The organism is Corynebacterium pseudopelargi, assembly GCF_003814005.1.
GTDB classification, from domain to species: Bacteria; Actinomycetota; Actinomycetes; order Mycobacteriales; family Mycobacteriaceae; genus Corynebacterium; species Corynebacterium pseudopelargi.
Window position 1 is genome coordinate 1,389,276 of sequence record NZ_CP033898.1, and the last position, 24,812, is coordinate 1,414,087.

The 24,812-nt window shown below is 57.7% G+C and carries 24 protein-coding genes; 9 read left to right on the forward strand and 15 right to left on the reverse strand.

From position 1 onward, the window contains the following. The first annotated feature begins 6 nt into the window (after window positions 1-6). Both CPPEL_RS06480 and ilvD read left to right on the forward strand, forming a co-directional pair. Window positions 7-525: a PH domain-containing protein gene (locus tag CPPEL_RS06480; RefSeq protein ID WP_123960353.1), complete on the forward strand. Its 519-nt coding sequence runs from the start codon at window positions 7-9 to the stop codon at window positions 523-525. A 2-nt stretch (window positions 526-527) separates the two neighbouring features. After that, window positions 528-2,369 (forward strand): dihydroxy-acid dehydratase, encoded by a 1,842-nt coding sequence (gene ilvD, locus CPPEL_RS06485; protein WP_123960354.1) that lies wholly within the window; start codon window positions 528-530, stop codon window positions 2,367-2,369. An 84-nt stretch (window positions 2,370-2,453) separates the two neighbouring features. Here ilvD and CPPEL_RS06490 read toward each other — a convergent pair whose 3' ends face one another. Both CPPEL_RS06490 and CPPEL_RS06495 read right to left on the reverse strand, forming a co-directional pair. Continuing rightward, window positions 2,454-3,377, reverse strand: a complete 924-nt coding sequence (locus CPPEL_RS06490) for a DoxX family protein (protein WP_123960355.1) — start codon at window positions 3,375-3,377, stop codon at window positions 2,454-2,456. A 71-nt stretch (window positions 3,378-3,448) separates the two neighbouring features. Further along, a complete protein-coding gene (locus CPPEL_RS06495; protein ID WP_245990406.1) occupies window positions 3,449-4,063 on the reverse strand; it encodes an HNH endonuclease family protein in 615 nt (204 codons plus the stop codon). Window positions 4,064-4,224: 161 nt separating this feature from the next. On the opposite strand from CPPEL_RS06495, the gene CPPEL_RS06500 reads away from it, so the two are divergent. Beyond that, window positions 4,225-5,307 carry a glutathione S-transferase family protein gene (locus CPPEL_RS06500; protein WP_123960357.1) on the forward strand — a complete coding sequence of 361 codons (1,083 nt, stop codon included), beginning with the start codon at window positions 4,225-4,227 and terminating at the stop codon, window positions 5,305-5,307. On the opposite strand, the gene CPPEL_RS06505 is transcribed toward CPPEL_RS06500, so the two are convergent. Beyond that, complete coding sequence (locus CPPEL_RS06505; RefSeq protein ID WP_123960358.1) at window positions 5,304-6,173, reverse strand: LysR family transcriptional regulator ArgP; 870 nt, start codon at window positions 6,171-6,173, stop codon at window positions 5,304-5,306. The genes CPPEL_RS06500 and CPPEL_RS06505 overlap by 4 nt on opposite strands. A 70-nt stretch (window positions 6,174-6,243) precedes the next feature. Here CPPEL_RS06505 and CPPEL_RS06510 point away from each other — a divergent pair, with 70 nt between their 5' ends. Then, the gene (locus CPPEL_RS06510; RefSeq protein ID WP_123960359.1) at window positions 6,244-6,909 is read left to right on the forward strand and encodes a LysE/ArgO family amino acid transporter; all 666 of its coding nucleotides are present in this window, start codon (window positions 6,244-6,246) and stop codon (window positions 6,907-6,909) included. Here the strand turns inward: CPPEL_RS06510 and CPPEL_RS06515 are convergent. From CPPEL_RS06515 to CPPEL_RS06540, 6 genes are all read right to left on the reverse strand, one after another. Next, window positions 6,906-7,568 (reverse strand): TetR/AcrR family transcriptional regulator, encoded by a 663-nt coding sequence (locus CPPEL_RS06515; protein WP_164470387.1) that lies wholly within the window; start codon window positions 7,566-7,568, stop codon window positions 6,906-6,908. The two genes, CPPEL_RS06510 and CPPEL_RS06515, sit on opposite strands and share 4 nt — an antisense overlap. A 180-nt stretch (window positions 7,569-7,748) precedes the next feature. Then, window positions 7,749-9,254 carry an Asp-tRNA(Asn)/Glu-tRNA(Gln) amidotransferase subunit GatB gene (gene gatB, locus CPPEL_RS06520; RefSeq protein WP_123960361.1) on the reverse strand — a complete coding sequence of 502 codons (1,506 nt, stop codon included), beginning with the start codon at window positions 9,252-9,254 and terminating at the stop codon, window positions 7,749-7,751. A gap of 153 nt (window positions 9,255-9,407) precedes the next feature. Next, window positions 9,408-10,436 (reverse strand): 6-phosphofructokinase, encoded by a 1,029-nt coding sequence (locus tag CPPEL_RS06525; RefSeq protein ID WP_123960362.1) that lies wholly within the window; start codon window positions 10,434-10,436, stop codon window positions 9,408-9,410. Between the two features lie 121 nt (window positions 10,437-10,557). Further along, window positions 10,558-11,628, reverse strand: coding sequence for an ABC transporter substrate-binding protein (locus tag CPPEL_RS06530; RefSeq protein WP_123960363.1), 1,071 nt, complete (start codon window positions 11,626-11,628; stop codon window positions 10,558-10,560). Next, on the reverse strand, window positions 11,615-12,502 hold the full coding sequence (locus CPPEL_RS06535) for an ABC transporter ATP-binding protein (protein WP_123960364.1): 888 nt from the start codon (window positions 12,500-12,502) through the stop codon (window positions 11,615-11,617). Before CPPEL_RS06535 ends, CPPEL_RS06530 begins: the two co-directional genes overlap by 14 nt. Continuing rightward, entirely contained in the window at window positions 12,499-13,521 is a 1,023-nt protein-coding gene (locus CPPEL_RS06540) for a FecCD family ABC transporter permease (RefSeq protein ID WP_123961263.1), read from the reverse strand. The genes CPPEL_RS06535 and CPPEL_RS06540 overlap by 4 nt, the downstream gene beginning before the upstream one ends. Before the next feature lie 262 nt (window positions 13,522-13,783). On the opposite strand from CPPEL_RS06540, the gene CPPEL_RS06545 reads away from it, so the two are divergent. Continuing rightward, entirely contained in the window at window positions 13,784-14,122 is a 339-nt protein-coding gene (locus CPPEL_RS06545) for a hypothetical protein (protein ID WP_123960365.1), read from the forward strand. A 53-nt stretch (window positions 14,123-14,175) separates the two neighbouring features. Here the strand turns inward: CPPEL_RS06545 and CPPEL_RS06550 are convergent, their stop codons facing one another. Next, window positions 14,176-15,591, reverse strand: a complete 1,416-nt coding sequence (locus tag CPPEL_RS06550; RefSeq protein WP_123960366.1) for an MDR family MFS transporter — start codon at window positions 15,589-15,591, stop codon at window positions 14,176-14,178. A gap of 72 nt (window positions 15,592-15,663) precedes the next feature. On the opposite strand from CPPEL_RS06550, the gene CPPEL_RS06555 reads away from it, so the two are divergent. Continuing rightward, window positions 15,664-16,158 carry a GNAT family N-acetyltransferase gene (locus CPPEL_RS06555; protein ID WP_123960367.1) on the forward strand — a complete coding sequence of 165 codons (495 nt, stop codon included), beginning with the start codon at window positions 15,664-15,666 and terminating at the stop codon, window positions 16,156-16,158. A 62-nt stretch (window positions 16,159-16,220) separates the two neighbouring features. On the opposite strand, the gene gatA is transcribed toward CPPEL_RS06555, so the two are convergent. Then, entirely contained in the window at window positions 16,221-17,705 is a 1,485-nt protein-coding gene (gene gatA, locus CPPEL_RS06560) for an Asp-tRNA(Asn)/Glu-tRNA(Gln) amidotransferase subunit GatA (protein ID WP_123960368.1), read from the reverse strand. Then, window positions 17,706-18,005: an Asp-tRNA(Asn)/Glu-tRNA(Gln) amidotransferase subunit GatC gene (gatC, locus tag CPPEL_RS06565; RefSeq protein ID WP_123960369.1), complete on the reverse strand. Its 300-nt coding sequence runs from the start codon at window positions 18,003-18,005 to the stop codon at window positions 17,706-17,708. 158 nt (window positions 18,006-18,163) lie between these two features. Between gatC and CPPEL_RS06570 the strand changes: the two genes are divergently transcribed. Next, window positions 18,164-18,826: an ACT domain-containing protein gene (locus CPPEL_RS06570; RefSeq protein WP_123960370.1), complete on the forward strand. Its 663-nt coding sequence runs from the start codon at window positions 18,164-18,166 to the stop codon at window positions 18,824-18,826. Here CPPEL_RS06570 and ligA read toward each other — a convergent pair. After that, on the reverse strand, window positions 18,823-20,871 hold the full coding sequence (gene ligA, locus CPPEL_RS06575) for an NAD-dependent DNA ligase LigA (RefSeq protein WP_123960371.1): 2,049 nt from the start codon (window positions 20,869-20,871) through the stop codon (window positions 18,823-18,825). The genes CPPEL_RS06570 and ligA overlap by 4 nt on opposite strands. A 97-nt stretch (window positions 20,872-20,968) precedes the next feature. Between ligA and CPPEL_RS06580 the strand changes: the two genes are divergently transcribed. Further along, window positions 20,969-21,649, forward strand: coding sequence for a 3'-5' exonuclease (locus tag CPPEL_RS06580; RefSeq protein WP_123960372.1), 681 nt, complete (start codon window positions 20,969-20,971; stop codon window positions 21,647-21,649). Between the two features lie 10 nt (window positions 21,650-21,659). Here the strand turns inward: CPPEL_RS06580 and CPPEL_RS06585 are convergent, their stop codons facing one another. Next, window positions 21,660-22,613, reverse strand: a complete 954-nt coding sequence (locus tag CPPEL_RS06585) for a uroporphyrinogen decarboxylase/cobalamine-independent methonine synthase family protein (RefSeq protein ID WP_123960373.1) — start codon at window positions 22,611-22,613, stop codon at window positions 21,660-21,662. Continuing rightward, window positions 22,610-23,710, reverse strand: coding sequence for a tRNA 2-thiouridine(34) synthase MnmA (mnmA, locus tag CPPEL_RS06590; protein WP_123960374.1), 1,101 nt, complete (start codon window positions 23,708-23,710; stop codon window positions 22,610-22,612). Before mnmA ends, CPPEL_RS06585 begins: the two co-directional genes overlap by 4 nt. 195 nt (window positions 23,711-23,905) lie before the next feature. Between mnmA and CPPEL_RS06595 the strand changes: the two genes are divergently transcribed. Continuing rightward, window positions 23,906-24,793 (forward strand): spermidine synthase, encoded by an 888-nt coding sequence (locus CPPEL_RS06595; RefSeq protein ID WP_123960375.1) that lies wholly within the window; start codon window positions 23,906-23,908, stop codon window positions 24,791-24,793. The last annotated feature ends 19 nt before the right edge of the window (window positions 24,794-24,812 follow it).

Here is a 24,812-nt window from a genome sequence, read left to right on the forward strand (position 1 = left end):
TTGCTTATGAGCCAGGAAACCTCACCCCAGCTATTCCGTCCCGATCGCACCCATTTGCTCTCTGCAGGCATCATGATCTGCATTGTGCTGATCGGCATTAGTTATAACCCGCTGCTGCTGGGGTGGTTCTTGGTCTTTCCCCTTGTGTTTATCGCCTGGGTGTTAAAAGTAAAGACCGTGCTCAACGAGGACGGCATCAGCGCCCACTACCTATTTTCAAAGCCGAAATCTGCAAGCTGGGACTCCATCGCAGGTATTAGCTTCCGCGGATCAAAGGCCTTGGTAGAGCGCAAAGATGGCACGAGTTTTAGCCTTCCGGGTGTCTCATTTAGTAGTTTGCCTAAACTTGAAGAGGCTTCACGGGGTCGCATCCCTGACGCATTGACTGCCGGACGTCGCGCCGCCGATGAAAAGGTCGTGGTGGTGCACAAGGACGGCCGTCAGGTGATGATGACCCAAGAAGAATACGAACAGTATCAGGCACGCGCAGCAAAGCCTGGTCAAGCAGACTCCCCTAAGGAATAACGATGATCCCCCTTCGTTCACGCGTCACCACCGTTGGCCGCAATGCTTCGGGGGCTCGTGCCCTCTGGCGGGCAACCGGCACTAAGGAACATGAATTTGGCAAGCCAATCGTGGCGATTGTGAATTCATATACCCAATTCGTTCCAGGCCATGTGCACCTAAAAAACGTCGGCGACATCGTCGCAGACGCTGTGCGTGCAGCCGGTGGCGTACCAAAGGAATTCAATACCATTGCCGTTGACGACGGTATTGCCATGGGCCACGGCGGCATGCTGTATTCGCTTCCCTCGCGTGAAATCATCGCAGACTCCGTGGAATACATGGTCAATGCCCACACCGCCGATGCCATGGTGTGCATTTCAAACTGCGACAAAATCACCCCCGGCATGCTCAACGCCGCGATGCGTTTGAATATCCCCGCAGTCTTCGTATCCGGCGGGCCGATGGAAGCCGGTAAGGCGGTCGTGGTGGACGGCGTGGCATCAACCCCCACCGACTTGATCACCGCCATCACAGCGTCTGCCAACGACGCCATTAGCGATAATGACTTGGCCACCATCGAGGCCTCGGCCTGCCCCACCTGCGGATCCTGCTCCGGCATGTTCACCGCCAATTCCATGAACTGCCTGACCGAGGCGCTAGGGCTTTCCCTACCCGGCAACGGCACCACCCTTGCCACCCACACCGCCCGCAAGCGTCTTTTTGAGCAAGCCGGCGAGCTGGTGGTGCGGCTGTGCGAGCGCTACTACGGCGAAGAAGACACATCGGTGTTGCCGCGCAACGTGGCCACCAAAGAGGCCTTCTTAAACGCCATGGCCTTGGATATGGCCATGGGTGGCTCCACGAACACCGTGCTGCACACGCTTGCAGCCGCCCAAGAAGGAGAGATTGATTTCGATCTTTCCGATATTGACGAGCTTTCCTACAGGATCCCCTGCATTTCTAAGGTTGCCCCCAATGGCAGCTACCACATTGAAGATGTCCACCGCGCCGGAGGCATTCCGGCGATTTTGGGCGAGCTGCACCGCAAGGGTTTATTAGAAACCAATGTGCACTCCCTTGCCCACTCCAATGTGGATGAGTGGTTAGGCGAGTGGGATATTCGCGGCGGCAAGGCAAGCGATGAGGCCATCGAGCTCTTCCACGCCGCACCCGGTGGCGTGCGCACCACCGAGGCTTTTTCTCAATCCAACCGCTGGGAGTCACTGGATACCGATCAGGAACACGGCTGCATCCACTCTGTAGACCACGCGTTTAGCGAAGACGGCGGCTTGGTCATTCTGCGCGGCAACCTGGCACCAGATGGCGCCGTGGTGAAGTCGGCCGGCGTGGAAGAAGAGCTGTGGAAGTTCACCGGCCCTGCCCTGGTGTGCGAGAGCCAGGAAGAGGCAGTATCGAAGATCCTGAATAAGGAAGTCTCCCCCGGCGATGTTGTGGTGATTCGTTATGAAGGCCCCTCGGGTGGTCCGGGCATGCAGGAGATGCTGCACCCCACGTCCTTCCTCAAAGGCGCTGGTTTGGGCAAAGCCTGTGCGCTGATTACCGATGGGCGTTTCTCCGGTGGCACCTCCGGGCTCTCTGTTGGCCACATGTCTCCAGAAGCCGCACACGGTGGACTCATTGGTGTGGTAGAAGATGGCGACCCGATCACGATTGATATTCACAACCGCGTGCTTTCGCTTGATCTCAGCGAAGAAGAGATCAACCGCAGGGTCGAACGCATGCAGGCAAGCGAGCACCCCTGGACGCCCAAGGAGCGCCAACGCCCAGTAAGCAAGGCGCTGCGCGCATACGCAAAGATGGCGACCTCAGCCGATAAGGGCGCGGTGCGCCAGGTGGATTAACAAGCTAGAAAAAACACTCCCCAAAAGCTGAAGACCGAGAAGATTCGGTGGCTTTTGGGGAGTGTTGCTTTTTGCGGTGATGCGTTAGCGCTGGATCGGGTTGACTGCCGCTCCGAACCACCACAGCGCAATGGCGCCTGCGATGGCTGCGATAACAAAGAACCAGGAGCTTGCCAGCGGGCGACGTGCCCAGGATCGGCTGGTATCCAGCGAGATGAGGCCGGGGCCGGTAAATTGCACCACCACGCTCAGTGCTGCGAGCAGACCACTTAAGAAGAGGGTGTCTTTGGTGGACGCAAAGGCCTCGCCATTTGCCAAAAAGACCTGGTGGAGGAACATAAAGGAGGTAGCAACAGTGGCAAGTGCCGCGGCAATCGGGGTGAGCAGGCCAAAGAGCAGGAATACGCCGGCTGCAAGTTCCAAGGTGGGCAGGATAATGGAGAGCAGGTTCGGATATGCATAGGCTCCGAAGTCGGATTCCAGTGCGCCGAGGCTGCGATCGCCCACGCCGAAGAACACGCTAATAGAGTCGTAGAGCAGCCAGGCCGCAAGCACCACGCGCAGCAGGAGCAAACCAAAATCGATGGTGCCGCGCTTTGCGCCTTCGGCAGCGCCTACTGCTGCAACCTGCTCTACTTGCTCATCGCTGAGCACCTGAGCATTCGGATCCGCATACACCGTGGTGGCAGGAGCCACTGGGTGAGATCCGGTGGGCGCATAATCCTCATCCGCATAGGAGGAGGGCTCATAGGTTGCTGGCGCGTCAGAGGCCAAGGGGGCGCTGCGATCTACCTTGGGCTCTTCAAATACGGTGGTGGCCTCTTCGTCTGGATCTACAGCCGGCGTCTTAGCGTTGGTGCTGCTTTGAGGTTCGATCTTCTGAGGCGCTACGCGGCCGGCGCGGCGATAGAGATCATGTTGTTTGCCCTCGTTGGCGGCCGGCTTTGCACCATAGGTGGGGATATCGTCGAAGTCGCTTGCGCGATCTGGTGTTTCATTGTTGCTCATGGGCACCAGCGTAGGTGATTGCCTGGAAGTTTCTGGGCTCCCACTCGCCCGCTGCAATAGAATCGTTACTTTCAGTTGCAGCCGTTTAGGATTCTGGCCATCGCGTCGTGTTCTTCTTGGGTCACGCTTAATTGGTAGTGCAGCTTCAAATCCACTTGGCGCTGGACGTAGGTGCAGGCGTAGGCCGGGTCAGAAGGAAGCCATTGATCTGCAGTTTTTGCTTTCTTATTTTGGTTTTCTGCTGCCAGGGTGGCCTGTAAGTTAGCTGGATCATTGGCAAAGTTTCTTCTCAAATCTGCATCCCAGCGCCATGCACCTGATTGCCAGGCATCGGCTAAGGCTACAACGTGATCAATTTGTACTTCGGTGGAGGTGCGGTTGCCTTTGAGAAATTGGTGTCCCAGGCCGGAGTAGGGATCTTGTAAGTAGCCGGAAGTCACCACACAATTTCGGGTGTTGGGTTTGAATGTGATGTTGCTCAGGTCGCGTTGGAGCATATCGTTGCGGGTATCGCAGCCATTGTGCCCGCCTGGGACGTCGACGTCGTCGCTCCATGCCTGACCAAAGGCATCACGATCATAGGGCGGTGTTGCCTCGGGCTGGCGAATGATGAGTTGATCGACTGCCCCATGTGCTGGCACTGGTGTGGTGATCTGCTCTGGTATCCAGCCCCGCTCTTGTGCCACCTGCCATGCAATGCTTGTGAGCGTTATAAAAACCGCACAGGCAACGAGGAGTCGTGGAAGCTTGGATCGCATAGGAAAAGAATGTAGCAAGCAACCTCCGATATGATCGAACTGGAATTCGAAGGCTTGCACTGAGTGGGCTTTTGAGTTATTTTGTTGATATGTCTACTTCTAAAGATTGGGCCGGAGACGCCCAGAACGCATCAACCACCGGCGAGTTCATCCGCGACACCCGCTATATCGACGACCGCATCCTCTCAAGCGTCGATACCCCAACCCAGCAGCCAGATGGCCGCACCTTCTGGCCGGCCGTACCGGGCAAGTATCGCCTCGTTGCCGCCAGGGCCTGCCCCTGGGCCCATCGCTCGGTCATTACCCGTCGCCTCAAAGGCCTCGAAGATGTCATCTCTATTGGCCTTGCAGGCCCCACCCACGACAAGCGCTCTTGGACCTTTGACCTCGATCCCGGCGAGGTAGATCCAGTGCTGGGAATCGAACGCCTGCAGCAGGCGTACTTTAATCGCTTCCCCGATTATCCCCGCGGCATCACCGTGCCAGCGATGGTGGATATTGAATCCAAGTCGGTTGTCACCAACGACTTTCCCTCGCTGGTGCCTGATTTGAATGATCAGTGGAGCGAGTACGAACGCGAAGGCGCTCCGGATCTCTACCCTGAGGAATTACGCGAGGAAATCGACGAGCTTACTGCCTACATTTTCAAGGAAGTAAATAACGGCGTGTACCGCTGTGGCTTCGCCTCAACCCAGGAGGCATACGACAAAGCCTATGCACGCCTCTGGGATGCCCTCGATACCCTCGAAGAACGCCTGAGCACACAGCGTTATTTGGTAGGCGAGCACATCACCCTTGCCGATATTTACCTCTTCCCCACCCTGGTTCGCTTCGATGCCGTCTATCACGGCCACTTCAAGTGCAACCGCAACAAGATCACCGAAATGCCCGCGCTATGGGGCTACCTGCGCGATCTGTTCCAAACCCCCGGTTTTGGCGACACCACCGATTTCAAAGAAATCAAAGAGCACTATTACATCGTGCATACCGACGTAAACCCCACCCAGGTAGTGCCCCAAGGCCCGGATCTGTCCGGTTTCTTTAGCGAGCATGGCCGTGAGCAGCTCGGTGGCAGCCCCTTTGCTGCGGGTGCCACAGCACCAGGGCCTGTGCCCGAAAACGAACGAGTGCGCAATATGCTGCCGGAGCAGCAGGCATTCTTCGAAGCCTAATGAGCAAGCGCTGCCGCCGCCTCAACCACGGCGGCACTAAGCATGCTTAAGGTTTCTGATTCCAGCCTCCAAGATTGCCAATACAGAGGCACTTCGATGCGTTTTGCGTCGAGAAGCACCAAAGCAGCACGCTCGAGCAGTGGCTGCGCTTGAACTTCCGGCAGCAAAGCCCAACCGAGGCCAACACGCGCGGCCTCCAGGAAGGCATCCACCGAGGGAATCTCGGATACATTCCTCCGAGAAGGCACGAAACCGATGCGCCGCTCTAAATCAACATCCTGGAGGCGATCGCGCGGGCCAAAGCGCAAAACCGGCATCGCCTCCCAATCAACCTCGCCATTGTGGGTGTAGCGATCAAGCAATACGGGGTTGGCTACAGACACATAGCGCATCGCCCCGAGCGGGCGAACCTCGCAGCCTGGCACCGCCTTGGATTGGCTGGTAACTGCGCCCATCACATCACCGCGCGAGAGTAGCTTCGCCGAGTGCGTTTCATCTTCAATACGCACATGCAATGCAGCCTGCTGCCAATTGGCCACCGCCTGGAGTACCGGGCTAAACCACAGCGAAAATGAATCGGCATTCACGGCTACCGATAAGGGCAAGGCACCCATCTTGCCGCCAAGTTCCACGTCCACTTCACTGCGCAGCAAGGCGAATTTTCTTGCCATTTGCGCAATAACTTCTCCAGCCGGTGTCGGCACAGGAGGAGAGGATCTTCGAATCAGCACCCTGCCATAGGCGTGCTCTAAGGCTTTAATTCTTTGGCTCACTGCCGAAGGGGAAATACCGAGGGCTGCGGCAGCGCCTTCAAAGCTCGCCTCGTCGATAATGGCGAGCAAAGTGTCCAGGTGAGCGGGGTTCATGAAGCTATGCTACACCAAGTTTATTTTCTTTAATTTTACTTCAGCAACCGCTCGCGCCATGCTCAATGCCATGGGAATCTTCATCACTGGCCTTTTGATGGGGCTATCACTAATTATCGGCATCGGTCCGCAAAACGCGCTGATAATTAAACTCGGCATGCGCAAACAAGCCATCGTGCCAGTGATCCTTGTGTGCCTGATCAGCGACATCTTGCTCATCATCGGCGGCACCCTGGGAGTAGGCGTCATCATCGCAACGGTGCCCCAGGTGCTCACCGTTTTAAGCATCGCCGGCGCGGCATATCTGCTGTGGTTTGCCTGGACCTGCTTTCGCGACGCAGCCCGGCCTCAACCCACCACCATCGTGGTAGATACTCCTGCCCAACCGCAGCCTCAGGGAGGCGTTGCGCTTGCCACCCGCCAAGACACCGTGGTGGCAACGCGCACCTGGCTAAAACCAGTGCTGATGATCTTGGCCATGACCTGGCTGAACCCAGCAGCGTATGTTGATACCGTGGTCATGCTCGGCGGCATGGCCAATCAATACGGCAGCGATGGGCGCTGGCTTTTTGCCGGCGGCGCGCTCGTGGCAAGTGCCCTGTGGTTCCCGACAATTGGATGGGCATCAGTGCGCTGTGCGCACCAGCTTGCCCGGCCGAAAGTGTGGCAATGGATGAATATCGCCGTTGGCTGCATCATGGTCTTGCTAGCACTTCGGCTTATCGCCCATATTTAGCCTTTGCACTCTAAAAGGTAGCCAGATACCAAGCGGTGCAGCTCCAGGCACCACTTATCTGGGCGCGGCACAATGGAGGCCACTGCCGGTGCCGACAAGATAGCCGATTGCACCGTCATCACCACAAAGATGGCCAGCACCTCTGGGTCGCCTTCCCTGATCCGGCTTTCGCTGTCTTGTTCAATCGCTTGATCTCGAACCGCATCGATAAGCCGCTTGAGGTAATCCACCAAGCGTCGCTGGGTGCCCACCAGGTGGCCGAAAAGGAAGTGATGCAAAATATCTGGATCGCTTTGGGCCACAGAGGTAATGAACTCATTCGAGCGCAAAGAATCTGCCACGTAGACGATTTGATCGATGAATTGCTCGGGGCTGGTCACACGATCAAAGGCACCTTCGAGCACGGTGAGGTACTCGTGGCGCAGGACGTCGCCGGTGAGCAAATCGATGTTGCGATAGCGGCTATAAAGCGTTGGACGGCTCACCCCTGCAGCGCGTGCCACTGCGGACATAGATGTAGCCCGAATGCCATTTTTAATGAATGCCTCGCGGCCTGCATTCAGCAGCAAGCTATCGATGTCACGATGCCTCGTATTATTGCGCTTCTTCGGAGTATCGAAGTGCAGCACCGAGGATGCCCTTGGCAAATCGAATGGCATAATGTCACTCTTTCTTGGCTCGAGACGCCCAACAAGGTTTTGCTTTACATAAAGCATAACCCGTACAAGCTATCAGTCAGGATTCTCACAGCTCGGAGTTCACCCCCAAAAGGTGAAGCCCGGATTCCCAAAAAGCGCCGCACGAATCTGTGCGGCGCTTTATCCAAGAATGCTGCTGCTTTAGCTCAGCTTCTTGGCAATGAGTTGGTTAACCTGCGCAGGGTCAGCCTTGCCTCGGGTAGCCTTCATCACCGCACCCACAATAGCGCCGGTGACCTTGGTGTTTCCGGCCTTGTACTTCTCTACGATGTCCGGGTTTGCAGCCAAAGCCTCATCCACGGCCTGCTCGATGGCGCCATCATCGCGCACCACCTCAAGGCCGCGAGCCTTGACCACTTCATCCACATCGCCTTCATCAGCCAGCACGCCGTCGACTGCCTGGCGGGCCAACTTGTTGGTGAGCTTGCCTTCCTTGACCAACTCGGCAACGCGAGCGACCTGCTCGGGGCGAATATGCAATTGATCGAGCTCAACGCCTTGTTCATTGGCTTTTTGAGCAAGATAGGACACCCACCAAGAACGAGCCTCTGCGGCAGAAGCGCCCGCTTCCACGGTGGCCAAGATCAGCTCGAGTGCGCCGGCATTAACCAGATCGCGCATCTCTTTATCTTTCAGGCCCCATTCCTTTTGAATGCGCGCGCGGCGAACCCACGGAAGCTCCGGCAAGGTAGCGCGGATCTCTTCGACCCATTCGCGCGGTGCAATCACCGGAGGAAGGTCGGGATCGTTGAAGTAGCGATAATCCTCGGCAGTTTCCTTCGGGCGACCCTTGGAGGTAGAGCCGTCGCTTTCTTGGTAGTGGCGCGTTTCCTGCACCACTTCCCCACCATCGCTAATCACCTGCGCCTGACGCTGCATTTCAAAACGCACGGCTTGCTCAACGGACTTCAAAGAGTTGATGTTTTTGGTTTCGGTGCGAGTACCAAAGGCCTCTTGCCCACGCGGGCGAAGCGAGACATTGGAATCCACACGCATAGAACCTTGGTCCATGCGCGCATCGGAAACGCCAAGCGCCTTCACCAAATCGCGCAGCGCTGCCACATAGGCGCGAGCCACCTCTGGTGCGCGTTCGCCCGCGCCCTCGATGGGCTTGGTTACGATCTCGATCAGCGGGATACCTGCGCGGTTGCAGTCCACCAAAGAGCTGGTTGCGCCACTGATACGGCCGGTGGCACCGCCAATGTGGGTGAGCTTGCCGGTGTCTTCTTCCATGTGGGCGCGTTCGATTTCCACGCGCCACGTGGTGCCGTCGTCAAGCTGCACGTCCAAGTAGCCGTTGTAGGCAATGGGCTCGTCGTACTGCGAAATCTGGTAGTTCTTCGGCTGATCCGGGTAGAAGTAGTTCTTGCGAGCAAAGCGAGAAGATTCTGCAATCTCGCAATTCAGCGCCAGGCCGATCTTGATAGCCCACTCCACGCCCTTGGCGTTTACTACCGGCAATGCGCCAGGCAGGCCCAAAGAAACGGGGTCGACGTTGATATTCGGCTCAGCGCCAAAGTGCGCCGAGGGGGCAGAAAACATCTTGGTTTCCGTTGCCAACTCAACGTGGACCTCAAGGCCCATTACCGGGTCAAACTTCTCCAATACCTCATCGAAATCCATGAGGTCATACATCGCAGCAGTCATGCCGGCTAGTTTAACCCATTGCAGTTTTGCCCCTAGCGCTTGACCACGAATAGCAAAAAAGCACTCAAACCACGCCACAACATACGCGCGGTTTGAGTGCTGCAAGGGTGCTGCGCTGATGCGCCAAGCACCCTTAGAAGGCTCTACAAAGATTTAGCCAAACAGTGCCTTGGCGGTGAGGTAACGGGCCTCTGGCACCGTCTTGAGCTTGCCCACGGCCTCTTCGAGCGGGATGAGGTCGATGTGCTCGCCGTGCAAGGCCACGACCTTGCCAAAGTCTTGGGTATGGCAGGCGCGCGCTGCGTGCACGCCATAGCGCGTTGCCAGCACACGGTCATAAGAGGTGGGCGTACCGCCGCGCTGGATGTGGCCAAGCACCGAGGTGCGAACATCGTGGCCAAGGCGCTTTTTAATTTCATCACCGATGACTTGGCCGATGCCATTGAAGGTCTGGTGGCCGAATTGATCTACCCCACCAGCTTCAAAGTCCATGGTTCCTTCCTTTGGAAGGGCACCTTCGGCCACGACGATGATGCCGTATTTCTCGCCCATCTGGAATCGGCGTTCCATGGCCTTGCAGATATCTGCAATATCGAAGGGCTGCTCGGGGATCACGGTGTAGTGGGCGCCGCCGGCCATGCCTGCATGCAAAGCGATCCAGCCGACGTGGCGGCCCATGACCTCCACGATCATCACGCGGTTGTGCGATTCAGCGGTGGTGTGCAGGCGGTCGATCGCATCGGTTGCAACAGATACGGCCGTATCAAAGCCGAAGGTGTAGTCGGTGCCGTTGACGTCATTATCAATGGTCTTTGGCACGCCGACGACCGGGATGCCGTTATCGGAGAGCCATTTAGCGCCCTTGAGGGTGCCTTCGCCGCCGATTGGGATGAGGGCGTCGATGCCGGCATCTTCGAGGTTTGCTTTGATCTGATCCAGACCATTTTTAAAGCGGTCCGGATGCAGCCGGCCGGTGCCGAGGATGGTGCCGCCGCGCAGCAAAATACGGTCGATATTCTCATCGTCGTAGAGCTGTACGCGCTTATCATCCATCAGGCCAACCCAGCCGTCTTGGTAGCCAACCACGGTGGAGCCGTATTGGGAACAGGTTCGGACGATGCCGCGGATCACTGCATTGAGGCCTGGGCAGTCGCCGCCGGAAGTCAGGGTGGCAATTCGCATAGCCACAAGTCTAAACCCTCATCTGTGTTTGTGCCCGCCCGGAAAAGAGACACCGGGCAAAATATGTCCGTTTTGTTGCGAAACTCATAAAAGGCTGCCCGAAAATCCACGCGGCTTCGGTTTAAGAAGCCTGGAAATACTTCAGCCCCGGGGTGCTAGAGGGAAGCGTTAGGGCAGGTTCGATGTCGCTTTCTGGCACCAGTTTGAAATACTCCAGCGCTTTGCGTACATGCTCTGCGGCATCAATATTCAACGGCCCCGAAGTCCACATGGCATAGGGCAAGTTGATAAAACGCTCCTCTTTCACCGCAGGCAGGTTCTTGGTAGCCGGGTTCTTTTTAAGCTGCTCAATTTTTTGATCAAGCTCCTGGCCGGGATATTCCACAAACACAAACACATCGGGTGCTGCTTGAGCCAGACGCTCCCAGCCCACGCTTACCCACGTATCTTCAATATCTTCGGTGGCGTTGCTGGCATCGGCGGTGGCAAGAATGGCCTGCGGTGCTCCATATTTACCGGAGGTAAAAAGAGCGTCGGTGCCGGAGTCATACAAAAACGCCACTGGGGTTTGCTCAGCCTTCGGCGCAGCCCGAAGTGCTTCAAGGCGCTGTTGCTGATCCTTGATTACTTCTTCGGCCTTATCTTCATGCCCAGTTAAAGCACCAAGGTTGTGCAGATCTTGTTCCACTGCCTCCCAGGGATCCATGGTGCCGCGCGCAGAGGAATCGCCTTGGCGGCAAGCCTCGCTCAGGATATAGGTGGCAATATCGTGTTCTTGGAGCGATTCAGGAGTAATCCCCTTGCCCTCGTCGAGCCCATAGCCCCAGCCGGCCACATACACATCGGGGGCCTCGGCAATGATCTGTTCGAGTGAGGGGTATTCCTTGGCAATATCATCAAGCCCGGCCACCGTTTGTTCCCCATACTTCGCGCTCAGAATCGGGGTATCACGCTGGATGGAGCTCACGGCTTTGATTTGGTCTGCAGCACCCACACTCAAGGTGCTAGCAATCAAGTTTCCATCATTGACCAGCATGTGCTCTGCGAGCGGGAATTGCCGTTCCTGGCCGCAGTTTTCAATGCTCACGCTTGCCCCCTCGGGAGCTGCTGCCTGATTGCTATCGCTGTGATTGGCGCAACTAGCCAGCAAGGCACCTGCGCACACAAGCGCTAGGGGTTTAGTAAGTTTCATGGTCTTCCTTTCGAGGTTTTTCTAAAAGCAAATGCGCCCGCTGCAAAGGCGCATCGAGTCGAGCGTCGTTGGCCTGAGCCACATATCCCCTCACCCCAAAGGTCTGATGCAGTAATGGATCCTGCAAAGCGGTGACCGGGGCGTCGCAAAGCACCTGCCTGCCAAGGTTTCCCTGCTTTTCAAGCACCACCACCTGATCGGCATAGCCAATCGCAAGATCAAGATCATGCAGGGTAATCACCACCGTTTTGCCCGATGCAGCAAGCAATTCGAGCAGATTGAGCTGGTGATAGATATCCAGATGGTTGGTTGGCTCATCCAAAATCAGCACCGGAGTTTCCTGAGCAAACCCGCGGGCAATCATCGCCCTTTTGCGCATACCGCCAGACAAGGCACCACAAGGAGTATCGGCATGAGCCTCTAATTCGCAGGTGGCAATTGCCTTATCGACGACCCCCTGATGCTTTTTGGCTGAGAACTCCCAAGGCGTTGTATGTGGCAGCCTGCCCAGCGTGACAATCTCGCGGACCGTTAAATCTTCGGCCAACTGCCCTTCCTGCGAGACCATCGCGATCTTTTTGGCGCGCTGCTTTACGCCCATCGTGGCCACATCCCAACGCGGCGGTTGGGATGCCTCTGCATCATCGCCGCCGCCTACCGCGCCGTGTTGGGCCTGGCCTAATGTCACCTGGCCTGCGAGCATGGGGTGGATGCCCGCCAAGGCCCGAAGCACCGTGGTTTTGCCGGCGCCATTGGTGCCCACAATCGCGGTAATAGTCCCAGGCTCGCAGCGAAATGCCACATCTTCTACCACCGGGGTGGAACCAAAGCCCACAGCAAGGTTGTTGGCTTGAAGGTACAGTGCTTCACTCATCCTTGGCCTCCCTGGAAACGCAGCGTTTTTCTACCCATGAGGATCAAAAACAGCGGTGCGCCAAGCACGCCGGTGACCACGCCAAGCGGGATCTCTTGGGGCGGAGCAGCGATTCTGGCGAGCACATCCACCCAAAGCAGAAACAGTGCGCCACACAGCATCACCACTGGGATTAGCCGGGCGTGCAAAGAACCCACCAGCAGCCGGCCTACGTGCGGGATCACCAGGCCAACAAAGCCGATGCCACCTGCCACCGCCACCATCGCGCCTACCAACACAGCCTGAATCACAAACAGCAATTGGCGCATCGCATCAACTCGCACACCCAGCGAGGCCGCCACATCAGGGCCTGCCATCAGCGCATCGAGATTACGGTGCATGGCCAACATCAGCAGCGCAGCAAGGACCAACACCACCGCTGGGATTAATAGCTTGGAAAAATTCGCACCGGCCACCGAGCCGAGTAGCCAGAACATCACCGACTGAGCGGCGCGAGGATCAGGGCCTTTAAACACAAGGAAGCTCGCGGCGGCAGAAAAGGCACTCGACATCACCACTCCAGTAAGGATCAATTGGAGCGGGTGAAAGCCACCCTGGAGCCTGGTAATGGCATAGACCGAGGCGGTGGCTGCAAGGGCACCGATGAGTGCCCCGCCAGAGAGCGCATAGATGCCTAAGCTGCTAAAAAGCCCGAAGGTCAGCACGGCGGTGGCGCCCACGCTGGCGCCGGAGGCAACGCCAAGCAAGTAGGGATCTGCGAGGGGATTTCGCACCAGGGTTTGCATGGCAACGCCCGAAAGCGCCAATCCAGCCCCAACCAATAAAGCGAGCAGCCCGCGAGGGGCGCGAAGCTGCCAAATCACGGCATCAAGTGAGGCATCGGCAACTTGCTCACCGCGCAGATGCGCCAGCACCACCTGCCACACCTGCTCGCGACTACAAGCTACAGAGCCGAAGCTTAAAGAAAGCACAAAGCTCAGGCCCAGAAGCACAACAAGGGCAATCGAAAGCGCCAGCAACGCCCATGTAGAGCGGAGCTGACTCGTGGGCTTCGTGTCTCCCACGCATCCTCAATTCTGTGACGTGCACTCTCCCGGCAGTGTTCTTGTGCGCGAAGAACGCTCTGCTCGTTGTCTGGTTAAGGGGGCGTCAATCGGGCTTTCACCGTTGCGCGCCAGTCCCGGAATTCCACCGGTGTTCCCGCCTCCGCATAACCCTGGTTCGCGAAAACCTTACCCAATTACGCCCGCAAAGATCTAACTGGGGGTACATTGCAGTGGTATGAGCATCTGCGATTCTTCAAAGTCCCCCTTCAAGCCAGCCAAAGACGTCAATACCGCCTCCGTTGTTGCCACCGGCTTGGTCGGCGGTTGGCTCACCGCCCGTGAGACTGGCATCCGCCCACTGGGCGGTGTGATCCTTGCCGCCGCCGGCATCTATGCTGGCCGTTCCTGGGCTAAAAAGACCAATATCCCCACCACTGCAGCGCTGATCGGCACCTACGTTGGTGCGTTCGGGCTCAGCCACCCTCTGGCTAAAAAGATTGGCGCTTGGCCTGCTGTTATCGCAGTCACCGGTGTTGCTTCTGGCGCAGCCTGCGTGCTCAGCGATCTGAAGTAGCGCCACACACTCACGTTGTAGCCGCTGCCTTGAAGGCTTGAAGCAATCTGTGCTTAGTCTTTGGCAGCGGCTGAACTTATTGCACCGATGAGCAGCACCGCCGCGGCCAAGATGATGGCCTGACCATAAGCTGTGCCCATATCTGCCACGCTGATCCGCCACTGCAGCACCGCACCTACTGCGGCAGAGCCCACCACGGAACCCACCTGGCGGGTGGTGTTATACACTCCCGAACCTGCTCCCATCAGCGCGTGGGGCAGATCCCGCATGGTGGAAGTGGAGTTCGGTGCCCAGATCACGCTATTGCCGAGGCCCTGGATCACCATGATGCCGAGGAACCAGCCGCCTGCAAGCCCGAGTGTCATCGACCAGCCCAAGAGGAAGAAGGACAAGGAGAGCACGCTAAAGCCAATGGCAGCAAGGCGCCCTGGAGAGACTCGGTCGGCTAAACGCCCCACGAAGGGTGAAAGGACTGCAGAGATCAAGGCCTGCGGCACCATGAAGAGTCCGGCCTTTAACGCGCTGTAATCGTGCACCTGTTGTAAGTAGAGCATCACGGGCAAGGGGGTGCCCGCAACGGCGAAGCCCATGACCGCAATACCGATATTGCCCAGCGAGAAGTTTCTAAAGCTAAACAGCTCCAAGGGTGCCAGGGGCTCTTTAGAAGCCGCTTCTGCTCGTGCTTGCTGGCACACAAACGCGTAGGCGGTGATAAAGCCGAAGGCGAGCAGGACCCAGATCGGCCATCCCCATTGTTCGCGTTCGCCTTCTTGCAGCGCCACGATTACCGATGCAACGGCCACGACCGAAAGCAGCATGGAAAGCCCATCGATGCTTCTTTCGATGGGGCGGAAACGCGGCACCCACTTTGCCACCGCGAGCACGGAGACCACGCCGAGGGGGACGTTGATAAAGAAGATCCACTGCCAGCCAATGGTGGAGGTAATAAGCCCGCCAAGGGTGGGACCTGCCAGGGTGGCCAATCCGGCGGTAGTGCCCCACACGCCGAGGGCTGCTCCGCGGCGGTTGCGGGCAAAGATGCGGTTGATCACGCTCATGGTTTGGGGTGTCAGCAGCGAAGCGCCGAGGCCTTGGACGGCGCGGGCAATGATCAGCGTGGTCATATTCGGGGCAAACCCGCAGGCCAAAGAGCTGAGCGTGAAGATGATCATGCCGAGGATATAGACGTTTTTTGGCCCGAACTTATCCCCGAGGCGGCCAGTGATCAGCAGCGGCACGGCGAAGGTGAGCAGATACGCAGAGGTAACCCAGATGACTTCGTTATAGGAGGCCTGCAAGGACTCTTGCAGCACTGGTGTGGCCACCGCGACGATGGTCTGGTCGAGCAGGATCATGAAAAATCCCACGCAGAGTGCGATCAGTGCTGGCCAGGCCTGGCGTTCTGGTAGTGGCATGCTGGGGTATTCGGCGTTGTGTTGTCTCACTCGGCTCCTTCTTTGACGTTGCATGAGCTGGCTGCTTGAGCATCTATGCAAAGGCTTGCCTGGCAAGAATACTCCTTCCGGCTACACTGCAGTGTCATGAGTAAGACATCCCATACATTCGATTTCCGCCCCACCAATGAACGCGACTTTAGCTATATCGCACGCTTGAACTTCCTCACCGACACCTTCGGTGATGAGCACGGCGAGCTCAGCGATGGCTTTGACAAAGACACCGACTTTTATGTCCATAGCTGGAAGCCCGAGGATGGCTTTGTCATTTTCGACGAGCACTACATTCCCGCCGGTGGCATCTGGTGGACTTGGGGTGACGAGCAGCACCACGGCCGTGGCTTTGTCGACGCCGCCTACCCAGAGATCGCCATCGCAGTAGAGGCCCGCTTCGGCGGCAACGGCCTTGCAGGCGAGCTCTTCCGTCGTTGCTTCGAGCGCTTAGAGGCCGAGGGCGTTCCTGGTGTGTCCTTGTGCGTATCCGATGACAATGATCGCGCCCAGCACGTCTACCGCCGCCTTGGTTTTGAGCTTGTGCACCAAAGCGAGCACGGCTACCAGGTCATGCAAAAGGTGTTCTAAACTTTTGGCACGATAGAGAAAATGCCCCGGTTGTTTCCGGGGCATTTTTTGCTGCTGTGGGCTTAGCGCTGTGCCGACTCGAAGGCAGCACCGACTTTGTATAGGCGGTGATCTTCAAAGGCGGGAGCCATGATCTGCAGACCAACTGGCAGCTTGGTATCCGATGCCAGGCCAGCAGGCACGCTCATGCCGCACAGTCCAGCCAGGTTCAGCGGCAGGGTGCACAGGTCGAAGTTGTACATGGCCAAAGGATCAGAGACCTTTTCACCCAGCTTGAAGGCCGTGGTGGGTGTGGTTGGCGAGACAAGCACATCAACCTGGTTGAATGCCTTGGCAAAGTCCTGGGCGATCAGGGTACGCACGCGCTGTGCTTGGAGGTAGTAGGCGTCGTAGTAGCCCACGGAGAGCGCATAGGTGCCCAAAATGATGCGGCGTTTGACCTCAGGGCCAAAGCCTTCGGCGCGAGTCAATGCCATGACTTGTTCGGCCGAGTGGGTGCCATCGTCGCCTGCGCGCAGGCCGTAGCGCATGCCGTCGAAACGCGCGAGGTTGCTGGAAACTTCGCAGGGCAGAATCAGGTAGTAGGCGGCCAGCGCATCGTCGAAGTGGGGGCAATCAACCTCGACGATTTCGGCGCCCATGTTGGTGAGCTTTTCGACGCTCTCGTGGAAGGCCTCGAGCACACCCGGCTGATAGCCCTCGCGGTCAAATTGCTTGACCACACCAACTTTCAGGCCACGCAGATCACCCTTGGCGCCCTCGCGAGCTGCTGCCACCACATCGGGCACGGCACGATCCACGCTGGTGGCATCGTATTTATCGTGTCCTGCAATTACCTCGTGCAGCATCGCGGTATCGAGCACGGTGCGAGCACTAGGGCCACCTTGATCCAGGGAGGAAGCACAGGCCACCAGACCATAGCGAGACACCGTGCCATAGGTGGGCTTTACACCAACGGTGTTGGTAAGAGCGGCTGGCTGGCGAATGGAACCGCCAGTATCAGTACCGATGCCAAGCGGTGCCAGGCCAGCAGCAAGCGCGGCAGAGGTACCGCCGCCGGAGCCACCTGGGGTGCGCTCAATATCCCAAGGGTTGAGCGTCGGCCCATAGGCGGAGTTCTCGGTAGAAGAACCCATGGCAAATTCATCCATGTTGGTCTTGCCCAAGATTGGAATGCCGGCCTGACGGATCTTCTTGGTCACGGTCGCGTCATAGGGAGCGATGTATCCCTCGAGGATCTTCGAGGCGCAGGTGGTTGGCGCATCGGTGGTAACGAATACGTCCTTTAAGGCCAACGGCACGCCGGCGAGGCTGGAGGCCGGCTGCTCACCGCGGTCGAGTGCCTCATCTACGGCATCGGCGGCCTTGAGTGCTTCTTCGGCACCGACGTGCAAGAAAGCGTGCAGCGTGGAATCGACTGCCTCGATGCGGTCGAGGTGTGCCTGGGTTACTTCCCTAGAGCTGACCTCACGGGAGTGAATCATCTGCGCTAGTTCGGCGGCAGTTTTCGAGGCGAGGCCTTCGTTTGGTACCAGATAGCTGTTCATTTAGTCCTGCTCCCCCAAAATCTGCGGAACTTCAAAGCGGTGCTGATCAACCTTTGGCGCCTGGCTTAATGCCTGCTCCTGGGTAAGGATCTGTTCCACCACGTCTTCTCGCATCGCGGTATCAATTGAGTGAGGGTGGCTCATTGGCTCTACTCCCTCGGCCGCCACCTTTTGCACGTCGCTGACGTTGCCAATGATGCCGTCGATCTGCTCGGCAAATTGATCCAGTTCTTCATCCGACAGCGCCAGCCGGGCAAGCTTGGCCAAGTGGGCGACTTCGTCGCGCGTAATCTCGGGCACGGGCGTTCATCCTTATGATCGTTTGTCATGCTCAAGCCACCGTCAGATGCGGTGGCAGTGGTTGCCAAACCATAGTACTGCACCCCGCCACCAAGCCTTGGGTGGGGCGGGGCGTTAGGATGGTGGGCACTGTACCGCTACTGCTGGAGAATTCCCCGATGTCTTATCTGATCCGTGTTTTAATTCCCGATAGCCCGGGCAGTTTGGGTAGGCTTGCCGACGCAATCGGCACCGTCGATGCCAATATCGTCTCCGTCGATGTGGTGGAAGCCTTCCCTGATGGAACCGTCATGGACGATATGGTGGTTGATCTGCCTAGCGGCGTGATGGCTGATTCTCTTATCAGCGCTGCTCAAGAGGTAGAAGGCGTGGAAGTGGATTCAATCCGCCCATTTTCTGGCCGGGTTGATCGCCGAGGCCAAATTGCCATGCTTGCCTCGGTTGCTGGCGAATCTACGCGTTCCCGAGAACTCGACCACCTAGTGCATAAGATCCCCCAGGTCCTGACCTCTGCGTGGGCAATTCTGCTCGATGGCAATACCGAGCGTTTCCAGCGAGTGACTGCTTCGGTGGCTGCCCCTGAAGAAAGCGGCCAAAACCCACCGGCGGTGCGCATTGATAAAGCAAGGATCCTCAATGCAGAATCCGAGTCTTGGATCCCCGAGTCTTGGGCACTGCTGGATTCTTCCCTCGCCGCAGCTCCCTTAGAGCGCCACGGCCTGGTGCTGGTGGTTGGCCGACCCGGTGGACCCGATTTCCTGGCCAGCGAGGTGGAACACATTGGCCACCTCTGCCAGATCCTCGATGCGGTCTTAAGCTAGCTCAGCGCTGCAGGACCTTGCTCAAGCAAGCGCACAAAGGCCTGTTCATCAAGGATGTTCAGGCCAAGATCGCGTGCCTTTTGCTCCTTGGATCCCGCATTGGCGCCAACCACCACATAGTCGGTCTTTTTCGACACTGAACTCGCGGCCTTGCCGCCTCGGGCAAGGATGGCTTCTTTAACGGAATCGCGGGTAAACCCTTCGAGCCCACCTGTGACCACAATGCTCAAGCCCTCGAGCGTTTGCTCCGGCAAGGCCTCAAGGTTGGATTCCATGGTCACACCATCGGCCGCCCACTGCCGCACGATCTCGCGGTGCCAGTCTTGCTCAAACCACTCATGGAAGCTCTGCGCAATCACTGTGCCCACACCTTCCACGCTGGCAAGCTCTTCTACGCTTGCGGCTTGGGCTGCCTCTAAGCTGTGGTACTTCCCGGCGATCGCCCGGGCGGCGGTAGGCCCTACGTGGCGAATAGAAAGCGCCACGATCACACGCCACAGATCTGTCTTCTTAGCCACCTGGAGATTGCGCAGCAGCTTCTCACCACTTTGGTTGAGCTTGCCATCGCGGGCACGCACATAGATCTTGGTTTTTAAAAGATCCTCACGGCTGAGCGAAAATAGCCCGCCTTCATCTTCTAACACTTGAGAAGCCACGAGATCTTCGGCGGCTTTTTCTCCAAGCGCCTCGATATCGAATACGGCACGGCTAGCGATGTAAGTCAGGCGGGCAGAAAGCTGCGCTGGGCAAGAGCGACGGTTTGGGCAACGCCAGTCGGCATCGCCTTGCTTTTGCGGCGCCAAGGTGGTGCCACAGCTTGGGCAGTGCTCGGGAAAGACAAATTCGCGCTCGTTACCTGTGCGCTGCTCAACCACGGGGCCAAGCACCTCCGGGATGATCTCCCCTGCTTTGCGCACCACCACATGATCGCCAATGAGCACGCCCTTGCGCTTGACCTCAGTCTGGTTGTGCAGCGTTGCCATGGAAACGGTAGAGCCCGAGACGAACACAGGCTCCAAAATGGCAAAGGGCGTCACCCTACCGGTGCGGCCAACACCGCATTGGATGTCGTTGAGCTTGGTCACGGCCTCTTCTGGTGGATACTTATAGGCAATGGCCCAGCGCGGTGCACGGGAGGTGGCACCGAGTTGTCGCTGGAGCGCGAAATCATCCACCTTGACTACCAAGCCATCCATTTCATGGGAGGCATCGCCGCGGTGCTTTGCCCAATACCGCACTTGCTTGAGCACCGCATCCGCACTAGTGACCTGCTTGGTATAGGGCGATACTGGCAATCCCCATGCCGCAAGCGCCTCATAGGCCTGATGCTGGGATTCGGGCTGGAAGCCCTCTCGCGCACCAATGCCGTGGCAGATCATCCGCAGCTTGCGTTTACGCACCGATGCCACATCGTGCTGTCTGAGTGATCCAGCAGCCGCGTTGCGGGGATTGGCAAAAGGCTTCCCACCTTCGAGCTGGCGCTGTTCATTGACTAAGCCAAAATCTTCTACGGCGATAAATACCTCACCGCGGACCTCAAGCAAGGCAGGAATTGGATAATCATCAGAGGCCTGAAGCTCATGCGGAATACCCTCGATCACCTTCGCGTTTTCGGTGACGTCTTCACCCACGCGGCCATCGCCTCGGGTGGCTGCCCTTTCTAGCACCCCGTTTCGGTACACCAGGTCTAAGGAAAGCCCATCGATTTTAAGCTCGCACAGGTATGCCGGCGCTTCGGTGCGCTGCAACCAGTCACGCATCTCATCTTCGCTAAAGACATTGTCCAAGCTCAGCATCCGCTCGAGGTGGGCGACGTTGGCAAAGCTGGACTGCTCCGATACCGGCGCGCCTACTTCCCTGGTGGGGCTATCTGGGGTGCGTAGCTCGGGATATTCCTGCTCTAAGCGCTGTAGCTTGAGAAAAAGCTCATCGAAGGCTTGGTCGCTGAGCTCGGGAGTGCCGTTGTAATACAGCTCTCGGTGATGGCGGATATCTGCGGCGAGTTGTTGCCATTGCTGATGAGGATCGTTGCGGTGCTCAGTCACGCCCCAAAGTGTAGCTAATGACCTCCGATCGAAGCGTTTGCGCAGTTAGAGGCGCGTATGGCTTTGGAATCGGAGGTGGTTGTCTATGGTTTGAGTCATGAACTCCTTTGATCCCACCAAAGTGCTGTCCTTTGACCTTGAAACCACCTCGGCCAATCCCTTCGAAGCAAGAATTGTTACCTCCGCGCTTGTGCGTATCGACGCCCAAGGTGCCCACCCCACCGAACTCTTGGCAGATCCAGGTGTGGAGATCCCCGAGGCCGCCGCCAAGGTGCACGGCATTAGCACCGAATACGCCCGCGAGCACGGCAAACCCCATGCCGAGGTGTTAGCACACACCATCGATGCCATCCGGCAGGCCTGGGATCAGGGCTACTGCTTGGTGGTGTACAACGCCGCCTATGACCTCACGGTGCTCAATCAGCTTGAGCCATCGTTTTATGTCACAGGCCCTGTGTATGACCCCTTCGTCATGGACAAGGTGTTGGATCCCTACCGCAAGGGGAAAAGAACCTTAAGTGATGTCTGCGAGCACTATCACGTCAAGATCGACAACGCCCACGAAGCAACCTCCGATGCGCTCGCGGCAGCCCGCGTTGCCTGGAAACAAGCCAAGCAGGTGTTTGCAGAAGAAATTGGCTCAAAATCGCTTGATCAATTAATGGAGTTTCAAGCGGTGCAATACTTCGAATCTCAGCAGCGCTTTGCCGAATACCTCAAGCAACAAGGCAAAGACGCCTCAACGGTCAATACCTCCTGGCCGATGCAAAGCCGCTAAAAGGCTGCAATCAGCCTTGGAGCATCCTTGAGGCTTCTCTTGCTTCGGCAATCACCTTGGAGGCACCCAGCAGATCACTACTGGCCGTGGGATCATCCAACATGATCGCCGCCGCTGCTGTTTCTGCCGAGTAGCCGAGCTCTCGAACCAAGTTGAGCACAGCGGTGGCACGATCACGCGGATCCTCTGAGCCAGTGCAGGCAATGGCGCCATGGCCTAGCCAATCGGCTAAACCATCGAGTTGTTCATGCTCCCAGTGCCACGCCGCTATTGGAGAAAACACCAGCGCATCAGGTGCGGCTAGGTTGAGCATCTGCATCAAAGGCCGTGAGCCTACATCGAGCAGTATCTTCGCTTCGGTGTGCGCACGAAGCTGGGAAATAAAGTCATGCTCGCGTTCTCCAAGCAACTTTGGGCTACGGGCAGCAATCACATCGAAATCGCTGGTTCCAGGTATGGTGCCATCGGCGAGTCGATGCACGGCAGGTTCGAGGATATGCACCACCACCTCATGCGCACCGAAGCGCTGTTTGAGGGCGTGGATGTGCTGGGCGGTGGCGTCGACAAGCATGGCAGCAATGTCCCTGCTTGCCCCTGGATCGGCAAGGATTCGGTGCCCATTGTTCAGTTCCACGGCGCTCAACAGGGTCCACGGGCCGCATATCTGCAGTTTGAGCTGGGAGTATTCACCCCACTGTGCCTCGATGGCGTCGAGGTCATCGCGCAGGCGCCGCCGAAGCCTCATGGTGGCTAATTGTGGGCGCTGCTGCACCACCCAACCGCGAGGGCCTAGATCTACGGGCAGCTCCTTGATAAACGCCAAGGTTGTGGCGAGTGCATCAGAATCTACACCGCGCTGGGGCAAAATCGGCAGGGCGCGAGCACCTTCAGATTCGCCGGCGATCACATCTGCGGCCTGCTCAATCGACTGCCCAGGCAGCAGCCCATAGGCCATCGCGCTCATGATCGAGCCGTGGCAGTAATCGTTCCCGAACCAAGCACAATATCGCCATCGGGATCCTTCAGATACAGCACCGCTGCCTGGCCGCGAGCCACACCACTCAGAGGCTGCTTTAAGTACAAGTGCATCTGATCTTGCTCCAAGTCCACCTCGGCGCGACACGGCACCACCGAGCCATGAGCACGAACCTGTACCTCTGCTTCAATCTCGCCGCGCATGGCGGGGTGTAAAACCTTGAGGCGATCAGCCACGATGCGATCAACCAGAAGATCCTCACGCGAACCCACGGTTACTGTGCCACTTTGAGCATCAATATCAGTGACATAGCGCGGCTTACCATCGGCGGCGGGCTGCTTAATGTCGAGTCCCTTGCGCTGGCCAATGGTGAAATTCCAGGCGCCGTCGTGCTCTTTGAGGGTATTGCCTTGAGTATCTTGAATAGCCCCAGGGCGCACGCCAATGTGCTTGCCCAAAAATGCCTGCGTGTTGCCATCGGGGATAAAGCAGATGTCATAAGAATCAGGCTTCTTGGCCACAGAAAAGCCCATGCCGGCAGCTTCTTCTCGGATTTGGGGCTTATGCGTATCGCCTACAGGGAACATGCAATGGGCGATTTCCTTCGCGCTCAGCACGCCAAGGACGTAGCTTTGATCCTTATTTGGGTCCACACCACGACGCAAGTACCCATCGCCGCCATCAGCAGGCTGGGTCAGCCGCGCATAGTGGCCGGTGACTACGGCATCAAAGCCGAGGGCGATGCCGCGTTCAAGCAAGGCGGCGAACTTGATCTTCTCATTGCAGCGCAGACAGGGATTCGGTGTTTCACCTGCGGCATAGGATTCAATGAAATCGTCAATAACGTCTTCTTGGAAGCGCTCGGAAAAATCCCACACATAGAAGGGAATGCCCAACTTATCGCAAACACGCCGGGCATCGGCGGAATCTTCCAAGGAGCAACAGCCCCTTGAGGATTCACGCACAGATTGAGGATCCCGCGATAACGCAAGATGCACACCTACCACCTCGTGGCCTGCGGCAACAGCTCGTGCTGCAGCCACGGCAGAATCAACTCCACCAGACATCGCGGCTAACACCCGCATCGCTGAATTCCTTTCCCTTTTTCCTGCACACAACAGCGCTGCTGTTTCGCCTCATACTGCTGCAATTCCAAAACCATGCCAGCATAGACGCTTGGGCTTCGTTGACGCGAACACACGCGGCGTTCCCCAGCTTCGCACGCCGGGGTGCTGAGGCGATGCAGAGGCGGTGCGGGGGCGATTAAAGTAGCCCACATTATGGGACGCAGCCGCAAGCAACGCCAATCATCACAGCATCGATCTTCACAACACCAGCCACTGACTCCGCATTCCATTCACACCTCAACCGGCGAGGTGGAATTGCGCGAAGATCCCTTCCAGCCTGGCGCCTGGGAGGTATTGGTCAATGGCGTTCCATCGAGCCACATCCACCCCGATCCTTTGCAATTGGAATTCGAATACATGCGTTGGATGGCCGAGATGCTGGCGTGGTTCGAGTCCACCGCCGTGGCGCAATCCCAATTGCGTATCACCCACCTAGGCGGTGGCGCCTGTAGCTTGGCGCGCTATTGCTGCGCCCGCTGGCCAAAGGCCCGCAACACCGTCATTGAACTGGATGAAGAACTCACGCGCTTAGTGCGCCAATGGTTTGATTTACCTCGCGCGCCGCAATTGAAAATCCGCGCGGCTGAGGCACGCGCCTCGGTGGAGGCATTCCAGCCACATTCACGCGATGTGATCATCCGCGATGTCTTTTCGGGCAACCGCACCCCACAACGCTGCAGCAGCCTGGAGTTTATGCAGGCATGCGCTCGGTCCTTAGCGCCCGGCGGGCTCTACTTGGCCAATTGCGGGGATCACCGGGATTTGCAGCTAGCTAGGTCCGAGCTGCGCAGCATGCAAGAGGTATTCGCCCACACGGCATGCATTGCAGATCCAGCGATGCTCAAGGGAAGGCGTTACGGCAATATCGTGCTCATTGGCAGCGATCGGCCATTACCTGAAGGCACCGCGCTGCAGCAGATGCAACGCAACCTTTTAGCGGGTGCCGTACCTGCGCAATATAAGGCTGAGCAGTGGACCGGTGATTTTAGTTCTGCTGGATCGGTGCTGCATGATCCAGCAGATGAAGCCCAGCCCCTATAACAGCCCCAATCACAGCCGC